This is a genomic window from Paenibacillus cisolokensis (assembly GCF_018403665.1).
GTDB lineage: Bacteria > Bacillota > Bacilli > Paenibacillales > Paenibacillaceae > Paenibacillus_AH > Paenibacillus_AH cisolokensis.
In genome coordinates this window covers 1-9,034 of record NZ_BOVJ01000087.1, presented here as the reverse complement: position 1 = coordinate 9,034, position 9,034 = coordinate 1, and the positions used below count along the sequence as shown (strand labels likewise).

At 56.2% G+C, this 9,034-nt stretch carries 8 protein-coding genes, 1 rRNA gene and 2 pseudogenes; all 11 read left to right on the top strand.

Annotated features, from left to right (window positions below):
* Positions 1–139: 139 nt before the first annotated feature.
* Positions 140–1,747: an anthranilate synthase component I family protein gene (locus PACILC2_RS12730; protein ID WP_213529055.1), complete on the top strand. Its 1,608-nt coding sequence runs from the start codon at positions 140–142 to the stop codon at positions 1,745–1,747.
* A 41-nt stretch (positions 1,748–1,788) separates the two neighbouring features.
* Positions 1,789–2,370, top strand: a complete 582-nt coding sequence (gene pabA / locus PACILC2_RS12725; protein ID WP_062489582.1) for an aminodeoxychorismate/anthranilate synthase component II — start codon at positions 1,789–1,791, stop codon at positions 2,368–2,370.
* A gap of 76 nt (positions 2,371–2,446) precedes the next feature.
* Positions 2,447–3,244 (top strand): aminotransferase class IV, encoded by a 798-nt coding sequence (locus PACILC2_RS12720; RefSeq protein WP_307860577.1) that lies wholly within the window; start codon positions 2,447–2,449, stop codon positions 3,242–3,244.
* Positions 3,245–3,311: 67 nt separating this feature from the next.
* Positions 3,312–4,156, top strand: a pseudogene (folP, locus tag PACILC2_RS12715) (dihydropteroate synthase).
* A gap of 38 nt (positions 4,157–4,194) precedes the next feature.
* A complete protein-coding gene (gene folB / locus PACILC2_RS12710) occupies positions 4,195–4,581 on the top strand; it encodes a dihydroneopterin aldolase (protein WP_062489575.1) in 387 nt (128 codons plus the stop codon).
* Positions 4,565–5,155, top strand: coding sequence for a 2-amino-4-hydroxy-6-hydroxymethyldihydropteridine diphosphokinase (gene folK / locus PACILC2_RS12705; protein WP_082655488.1), 591 nt, complete (start codon positions 4,565–4,567; stop codon positions 5,153–5,155). The genes folB and folK overlap by 17 nt, the downstream gene beginning before the upstream one ends.
* On the top strand, positions 5,107–5,325 hold the full coding sequence (locus tag PACILC2_RS12700; protein WP_062489573.1) for a helix-turn-helix domain-containing protein: 219 nt from the start codon (positions 5,107–5,109) through the stop codon (positions 5,323–5,325). Before folK ends, PACILC2_RS12700 begins: the two co-directional genes overlap by 49 nt.
* Positions 5,326–5,379: 54 nt before the next feature.
* Positions 5,380–6,393, top strand: a complete 1,014-nt coding sequence (gene dusB / locus PACILC2_RS12695) for a tRNA dihydrouridine synthase DusB (RefSeq protein WP_062489571.1) — start codon at positions 5,380–5,382, stop codon at positions 6,391–6,393.
* A 253-nt stretch (positions 6,394–6,646) separates the two neighbouring features.
* On the top strand, positions 6,647–7,123 hold the full coding sequence (gene greA / locus PACILC2_RS12690; RefSeq protein ID WP_062489569.1) for a transcription elongation factor GreA: 477 nt from the start codon (positions 6,647–6,649) through the stop codon (positions 7,121–7,123).
* A 78-nt stretch (positions 7,124–7,201) separates the two neighbouring features.
* Positions 7,202–8,720, top strand: a pseudogene (lysS, locus tag PACILC2_RS12685) (lysine--tRNA ligase).
* Between the two features lie 256 nt (positions 8,721–8,976).
* A 16S ribosomal RNA gene (locus tag PACILC2_RS12680) occupies positions 8,977–9,034 on the top strand; the annotation flags it as partial.

Here is a 9,034-nt window from a genome sequence, read left to right as displayed (position 1 = left end):
CCGGCGCCGGCCGGGGGCTGCCTCTGTTTTGGGCGGCTTTCGTTCCGCCGCTTTTCTTTTTTCTGTCGATTCGGTATACTAGCTTGCAACAAGGCCGGGCGGCAAATGCCGCAGGCTAATCGGGTGGAGGGAGCGGCAAGTGGAAGCGACGTCATTGGAGCAATGGAAACGGTGGCGCAATGAAGGCAAATATACGACGCTGCCGCTGCTCAGCAAACGGTCGTGGACATTCGGCGAAGCGTCGCCGGCTGCGGGCTGGACGTGGACGAAAGCGTGGCAAGCCGCTTCCCCGTATGCGATCGTGCTGGAGAGCGGCAAGGACGGAAGGTATACGTATTTGGCGATCCGCCCGTCCGCCGTCATCCGGGGAAAAGGAGAAGCGGCCGAGGAGATTGACCTGTCGACGGGGAAGCGGACGGCCTATAACGGCAAACCGCTCGACGTCGTCAGACGGTGGATGGCGGCTTATACGGGACCGCGGCTGGAGGACGGGCCGAACTGGACCGGAGGCTGCGCCGGATTTTGGGGATATGACGTCGTCCGTTCGATCGAACGGCTGCCGGTTTTGGCGCATGACGATTTGGACCTTCCGGACTACCTGTTTATGCGTGTGGACGAATTGTGGATCGTCGATCATCGGGAGCGGGAAGTAATCTGCGCCGTTCATACGCATGTGGACAGGGCGGTTGGCGATGCGGAGCTGGAGGCTTTTCACCGGGCGGCTTTGCGGAAGACGGAAGAAATGTGGGATTTGTGGCGAACGATCGTATCGCCGGACGGCGCGGACCGGAAACTTGCGGAACGCCGGGGCCGGTATGTGGCGGAGCAAAGCCCGCATATCGACATCGAGTCGCTCCCGGGTCTTTCGTCCCCCTTTTCAAAAGAGCGGTTTATGGAAGCGGTACGGGCGATTCAGCGGTATATCGGGCAAGGCGACGTCTTTCAGGTCAATCTGTCGTTAAGGCAGGAACGGCCGGTCGACGCATCTCCCGAGGAGCTATACGAATGGTTGCGTCTGCTGAATCCGTCTCCCTATATGGGCTTTTTGCGCTGTCCCGATTTTCAGCTCGTGTCGGCATCTCCCGAGCTGCTCGTGCAGTTGAAGGACGGTACGCTGTCCACCCGGCCGATCGCCGGTACGCGCCGCCGCGGCCGCACGCCGGAAGAAGACGAGCGGATGGCCGAGGAGCTGCGGACGAATGATAAAGAGCGGGCCGAGCATATTATGCTTGTCGACCTGGAACGCAACGATCTGGGGCGCATATCCGCTTATGGGACCGTTCAGGTGAAGGAATTGATGGTCATCGAGCGCTATTCTCACGTTATGCATCTGGTGTCCCAGGTGGAAGGCAAGCTCGCGGACGGCAAGGATGCGTTCGACGTCGTCGCGGCGACATTCCCCGGAGGGACGATTACAGGCGCGCCCAAAATCCGGACGATGGAAATTATCGAGGAACTGGAGCCGGTGCGGCGCGGCCCGTATACCGGATCGCTCGGCTGGATTGACTATAGCGGTGATTTGGAATTTAATATTATTATACGTACGATGACCGTCCGTAACGGCGTCGTATATATACAGGCCGGAGCGGGCATCGTAATCGATTCCGATCCGGAGCGGGAATATCGCGAATCGTTGAATAAAGCGAAAGCGCTGTGGAAAGCGATAGATTTATGCGAACGTTTCGCCGGGACGGCCGGAACGGCTCTGGCGGCCGATCGGCGGAAAATGGATATAGCGGACGAATAAAGCGTCCGCCTCGGGCTCAAGATGGAAAGGGGACGCCGGGAATGATACTGGTAATCGACAATTACGATTCATTTACTTTCAATTTGGTGCAATATTTGGGCGAGCTTGGCGAACGGGTCATCGTCAAGCGCAACGACGAAATCGATCTGGCAGGCATCGAACGCCTTGCGCCGGACCATATTTTGATTTCCCCCGGTCCCTGTACGCCGAACGAAGCCGGCATCAGCCTTTCGCTGATCGACCGGTTCAAAGGGGAAATTCCGATATTGGGCGTATGTCTCGGGCACCAATCGATCGGCCAGGCTTTCGGCGGCGAGGTGGTCAGGGCGGAACGGCTCATGCATGGGAAAACATCCGAAATCTATCATGACGGCAAAACGATTTTCTCCGGCATTCCTTCTCCCTATACGGCCACGAGATATCATTCGCTGATCGTCAAGCGGGACACGCTTCCCGATTGTCTGGAGATAAGCGCCGAGACGGCCGAAGGCGAAATTATGGGATTGAGACATAAGGAATATCCGATCGAAGGGGTGCAGTTTCATCCCGAGTCGATCATTACGGAGCATGGCTTGACGCTGCTTCGCAATTTCCTGTCGATGAAAGCGAATGCGGTTCGATGAATATCGGAATTAACGGAGCTGTGGTCGAAGCCGGCAAAGCCGTGATCTCGGTTTACGATCACGGTTTTTATACGGGATGGGACTGTTCGAGACGTTCCGGACCTATGGCGGCAAGCCGTATTTGCTGGACCGGCATTTGGACCGTCTCGTCCGCGGCTGCGAGGAGCTGGGCATACGTTATACGCCTGACAGGGCCAGGCTTGAGCAATGGCTTCGCCGCGTCATGGCGTCCAACGGGTTGGAAGAGGCTTATGTGCGCCTGACGATAACGGCCGGCGAAGAAGGTCTCGGGCTTCCTGCCGGCGATTACGAGCGGCCGAATGAGCTGCTGCTTGTAAAGCCGCTGCCGCCGGTCGATCCGTTGCAGGATGTGCGCGGGAAAGAACTGCGGCTGCTTCGTACGCGGCGCAATACGCCGGAAGGCTCGGTGCGTCACAAGTCGTTGCATTATATGAACAGTTTGCTCGCCAAGCGGGAACTGATGCGAAGCGGCGCGGCGGCGAACACCGAAGGGTTGATGCTCACGGCCGATGGCCTGCTGGCAGAAGGTATCGTCAGCAATCTGTTCTTCGCGTCGGGCCGTAAAATATGCACGCCATCGACCGATACCGGCATTTTGCCGGGCATCACAAGGGGACGGGTGCTGGAGCTGGCGGAAGAGGCCGGGTATGACGTAGAGGAAGGCCATTATCGCTATGACGAGCTGTTGGACGCCGACGAAATATGGATCACCAATTCCGTTCAGGAGCTCGTTCCCGTCACCCGGCTGACATCCTGTGACGCATCGCCGCATATTGTCGGCAACGGGACGGCCGGCCCGATCGCAACCGCTCTTCTCAAGTTGTATCGCCAGGACGCGTCGGGCGAACGCTGACGATGGAGTCTCCCGGCTCGAAACTGAACTGCCAAAACGGAAGGTGAGCAGATTGCACAGAACATTCATGAGACCGCCGATTCATATTCGCCATTACGATTTGGGCGGAGGCGTGGAGCTTGAGCTTGGTTCGCGGACGCTGATTATGGGCATATTGAACGCGACGCCGGATTCGTTCTCGGATGGCGGCCGGTATACGACTGTCGAGGAGGCTGTCCGCAGGGCGGTCGAGATGGTCGAGGAGGGAGCCGACATTATCGATATCGGCGGCGAGTCGACGCGTCCGGGCTCCGCATTTGTCGATGCCGGGGAAGAGCAGCGCCGCGTGTTGCCGGTCATCCGGGCAGTCCGGGAGGCGCTTCCGAAAGTGCCGATCTCCATCGATACGTACAAGGCGGAGACGGCAAGAGCGGCCCTGGAAGCAGGCGCGAACATCATCAACGATATTTGGGGGCTGAAGGGAGACGAACGGATGCCGGCCGTAGCCGCCGAGTACGATTGTCCGGTCATCATCAGCCATAATCGCCACGCTCGGGATTACAGCGATCTTGTGCCGGATGTGTTGGCCGATCTTCAGGCAAGCGTGAAGCTTGCCCGGCATGCCGGCGTCCGCGATGACCGGATATGGCTGGATCCCGGCATCGGCTTCGCCAAAATTACGACGACAATCTCGTCCTGATGGGCAGACTGTCGGAATTGGCCGCAATGGGATTCCCGGTCTTGCTCGGCACCTCGCGCAAACGTTTCATCCGGCAGACGCTCGACGTACCGGTCGACGAGGCGGTGGAAGGGACGGGCGCGACGGTGGCGCTCGGCATTGCGCAGGGATGTCAAATTGTAAGGGTTCATGATGTGAAAGAGATGAAACGGGTAGCCGCCATGACGGATGCGATCGTTTATCGGTTGGCCTAAGGGAAGCCAAGCCCGGTTTACAGGGGTGAAGCCTGACGATGGATCGAATCGAATTGAAAGGCATGAAGTTTTTTGGATATCATGGGGTATATGCGGAGGAGAACAGACTCGGCCAGCGATTCCGCGTCGATTTGGAGCTGAAGCTCGATCTGTCGGCGGCCGCGTCGACGGACGATCTTCGGGAGACGGTCAATTACGCGGAGCTGCATGCGCTGACGAAGAGCATCGTGGAAGGCCCTCCCTTCAAGCTGATCGAAGCTTTAGCGGGTCACATTGCATCCCGGGTGCTGCAAGCTTATACTAGGATAAATGAAGTGACGGTTCGCGTCATCAAACCACATCCGCCATTCGACGTGGAATTTGACGGGGTGGCGATCGAATTGACCAGAAAGCGGGATGAACATGGACATGTCGTTCCCGTCTGAACGCTCGCCGCAGGACGCAAGCGGCAAGCCGGCCGGGCAAACCGCGAAGCGGGGAGCCGCATACGTCGCGCTCGGTTCCAATCTGGGCGACCGGGAGCGTTCGCTGTTTGAAGCTCTTCAATTGCTGAACGAACACCCGGCGGCGGATGTGCTCCGGGTATCTCCCGTTTATGAGACCGATCCGGTCGGCTACACGCAGCAGCCGGCTTTTCTCAATATGGTCGCCGCGGTCCGGACATCCTTGACGCCGCGAGAATTGCTGCGCCTGCTGCTGGATATCGAGCGCAAGCTCGGACGGGTCCGGGACGTCCGCTGGGGACCCCGAACGATCGATCTCGATTTATTGCTTTACGATGACAGGCGGTTCGAAGACGACGAGCTGACGCTGCCGCATCCGCGGATGATGGAGCGGGCATTCGTGCTCGTACCGCTGCGGGATGTGCTTCATCGGGAGCATCCGCTGTACAATCAGGTGGCGGAATTGGCCGCAGATGCGCTCAGGGACGGAAAGGAAGGCATCGCCCTATGGAATACGATCAACTGGCACAACGCGTTCGCGCGTTTCGAAAATTAAAAGGCTACACGCAATTGGAGCTGGCCTCGGCGCTCGACATATCGGTCGCCGTGCTCGGCTCGCTGGAACGGGGCACGCGCAAGCCCGATCCGAAACTGCTTGAACGGATTTCCGAGCAGCTCGGCATCAGTTACGAAGAACTGACAGCGGGTGACAGCCGATTGTCATAACCGGTGAGGAAAAGTTCGTATCCAACACGGCAAACGAAAGGAGACAGGAGCGGCATGCTGAAAATCGGAGATATCGAAATGAAAAACAACGTGGTGCTAGCGCCGATGGCCGGCGTGTGCAATCCCGCTTTCCGGCTCATTGCCAAGGAATTCGGAACCGGGCTTGTATGCGCGGAGATGGTCAGCGATAAAGCCATTCTGCACGGCAATAAGCGGACGATGGAGATGCTTTATGTCGACGAACGGGAGAAGCCGCTCAGCCTGCAAATTTTCGGGGGTGACCGACATTCCCTTGTCGAAGCCGCAAAAATCGTCGATAAACAGACGAACGCCGACATTATCGACATCAATATGGGATGTCCGGTCCCCAAAGTGACGAATTGCGACGCTGGCGCCAAATGGCTGCTTGATCCCGATAAAATATACGAAATGGTGTCGGCTGTCGTCGATGCGGTCGATAAGCCGGTTACCGTCAAAATGCGAATCGGCTGGGACAGCAAGCATATATATGCGGTCCGCAACGCCCAGGCGGTCGAGCGGGCCGGCGGGAAGGCGGTAAGCGTCCACGGCCGCACCCGCGAACAGCTGTATACCGGCAAAGCGGACTGGAATATTATAAAAGAAGTCAAGGAATCCGTTTCGATTCCGGTTATCGGCAACGGAGACGTCATGACGCCGGAGGATGCCAAGCGGATGCTCGACCTGACCGGCTGCGACGGGGTTATGATCGGGCGCGGCGCGCTCGGCAATCCATGGATGCTGTATCGAACGGTTCACTATTTGACGACGGGAGAACTGCTCCCCGAGCCGACGCCGGAAGAGAAAATCGAAATCGCCATTCTGCACATGGACCGGTTGTGCGCCTTAAGAGGAGAAGCGATAGCGGTGCGCGAAATGCGCAAGCATTTGGCGTGGTACCTGAAAGGCCTGAAAGGCTCCGCAAGGGTGAAAGATATGATTATGGAAGAAACAAGCCGCGATACACTGGTCGACATTTTGCAGCAGTATGTCGCTTCTCTTCGCGAAGAAGAAGCGCAATCGCGATCGGACGCAGCAGCCGTTCATTGACAGGTCAGTCCCGCTTTCCCGGGGCTGCCTGTCGGACATGTTATGCGTTTTCATTCCTTTGTCTGGATGCGATTGACATACCGTGTTCATTTGAATATAATCTTGCAGTATAAATCACCCAATGAACACAACCTGACGTCAGCGCAGGCCGCATAAATTGGCATGATGCGCAAGGTTTGTGCGTACGATATGAACATTCGGCCAATCGTGTATGCCCGGTATGAAAATATGTCATATGACAGGAGAATCGGAAATGAGCGATAAGGAAATCATTCTGACGCAGGATGGATTGAAGAAGCTCGAGGAGGAACTGGAAAACCTCAAATCGGTGAAGCGGCGCGAAGTGGCGGAGCGGATCAAAATCGCTATCGGCTACGGCGATATCAGCGAAAACTCCGAATACGAAGACGCGAAGAACGAGCAGGCCTTCATCGAAGGTCGTATCATTACGTTGGAGAAAATGCTTCGCAACGCGCGCATTATTAACAATGAGGAGATCGACACCGATACCGTCAGCATCGGCTCCACCGTGATCGTGGAAGATGTGGAATTCGGCGACACGATGGAATACGCCATCGTCGGCACTGCGGAATCCGATCCGCTTCAGAACAAAATTTCCAATGAAAGTCCGGTTGGAAAAGCGATTTTGGGCAAAAAGAAAGGCGAGATCGTCGATGTGAACGTTCCGGCTGGCGTTATTCAATATCGAATCGTAGATATTAAAAAATAATGTTGTGCGGCAACTTTCGAAATCGAAAAGCTTCCTTTCGGAGGCTTTTCTTGCCGCATGGCCATATTTAAGGAGTGAATGGAAGTGGAGCGGGAAACGCAAGTTCAGGAACAGGAACTGAGCGAGCTGCTAAAATTCGGAGAGACAAGCTGGATGAGCTGCGGAAGCTTGGCATCGATCCGTTCGGCGGCAAATTCGAGCGCACTCATCAGGCGGCAGACATTATTAAGGCATACGATCATTTACCGAAGGAAGAGCTCGAAGCGCTGTCCGTCGAGGTCAGCGTAGCCGGACGGATCATGCAGAAGCGCGGGATGGGCAAGGCGGGATTCGCCCACATTCAGGATCTGAGCGGGAAGATTCAGATTTACGCGCGCAAAGATTCCTTGGATGATGCGCAATACCACGCTTTCGGGATTCTCGATATCGGAGATATTGTCGGCGTACGCGGCACGGTGTTTCGGACCAATACCGGCGAAACCTCTATTAAAGCGAAAGAAATCGTCGTCCTGTCCAAGTCGCTGCTCCCTCTTCCCGATAAATACCACGGCCTGAAAGACGTTGAATTGCGCTATCGTCAGCGTTATGTCGATTTGATTATGAACCCTGACGTTCAGCGCACGTTCATTACGCGGTCGCGGATCATTCAATCGATGAGGCGCTATCTCGATTCGCTCGGTTATCTGGAGGTCGAAACGCCGACGCTCCATGCGATTGCCGGCGGCGCCGCGGCGCGTCCGTTCATTACGCATCATAACGCGCTGGACATGCAGCTGTATATGCGGATCGCGATCGAGCTTCATCTGAAAAGACTGATCGTCGGCGGAATGGAAAAGGTATACGAAATCGGCCGCGTATACCGCAACGAGGGAATTTCGACGCGTCACAATCCCGAATTTACGATGATCGAGCTGTATGAGGCTTATGCCGACTACAAGGATATTATGGCCTTGACTGAAAATTTAATTGCCCATATTGCGAAGGAAGTGCTTGGCACGACGGTCATTACGTACCAGGGCCAGGAAATCGATTTGGCCCCGCCGTGGCGGCGCGTTTCGATGGTCGATCTGGTCAAAGAAGCGACGGGCGTGGATTTCAGTGTGCAGATGAGCGACGAAGAAGCTCATCGGCTGGCGAAGGAACATAATGTGCCGGTAGAGCCGCATATGACGTTCGGCCATATCGTCAATGCGTTTTTGAAACGTTTGTCGAGCATACGCTTATCCAGCCGACCTTTGTGACCGGCCACCCGGTCGCCATCTCCCCGCTGGCCAAAAAGAATGCCGACGATCCGCGGTTTACCGATCGTTTCGAGCTGTTCATTGTGGCCCGGGAGCACGCCAACGCGTTTACGGAATTGAACGATCCGATCGACCAGCGCCAGCGATTCGAAGCGCAGCTTCTCGAACGCGAACAGGGCAATGACGAGGCGCATGAGATGGATGAGGACTTTATCCGTGCGCTCGAGTACGGCATGCCGCCAACCGGCGGGCTCGGCATCGGCATCGATCGTCTCGTCATGCTGCTCACGGATGCGCCGTCGATCCGCGATGTGCTGTTGTTCCCGCTGATGAGAGAGCGGGCGGACGAAGCGTAAGGCGCGACAACTCATAGAACGGGTCGTCATCCGATGTCATTCGATGGCGACCCCGACTATGTTTATGTTGTGGAAAAAATTAATTTAAAAAAAACACTTGCAATCTAGCAGGGGAGCGTGATATATTATAAAAGTCGCCGCTGAAACGGCGGTGAAACGAAAGCAGCATTTGTTCTTTGAAAACTGAACAACGAGCGAACTGCCCCGTCAATGAGAATTGACGGAAGCAACAATAATGAGCACAATCAACTTTACCTTTATGGAGAGTTTGATCCTGGCTCAGGACGAACGCTGGCGGCGTGCCTAATACATGC

What these genes read in the sequence shown, in the direction of transcription:
- pabA (WP_062489582.1), top strand. Translation starts at nt 1,789, where the DNA reads ATGATACTGGTAATCGACAATTACGATTCATTTACTTTCAATTTGGTG.
- PACILC2_RS12720 (WP_307860577.1), top strand. Translation starts at nt 2,447, where the DNA reads ATGGGACTGTTCGAGACGTTCCGGACCTATGGCGGCAAGCCGTATTTG.
- folB (WP_062489575.1), top strand. Translation starts at nt 4,195, where the DNA reads ATGGATCGAATCGAATTGAAAGGCATGAAGTTTTTTGGATATCATGGG.
- folK (WP_082655488.1), top strand. Translation starts at nt 4,565, where the DNA reads ATGTCGTTCCCGTCTGAACGCTCGCCGCAGGACGCAAGCGGCAAGCCG.
- PACILC2_RS12700 (WP_062489573.1), top strand. Translation starts at nt 5,107, where the DNA reads ATGGAATACGATCAACTGGCACAACGCGTTCGCGCGTTTCGAAAATTA.
- dusB (WP_062489571.1), top strand. Translation starts at nt 5,380, where the DNA reads ATGCTGAAAATCGGAGATATCGAAATGAAAAACAACGTGGTGCTAGCG.
- greA (WP_062489569.1), top strand. Translation starts at nt 6,647, where the DNA reads ATGAGCGATAAGGAAATCATTCTGACGCAGGATGGATTGAAGAAGCTC.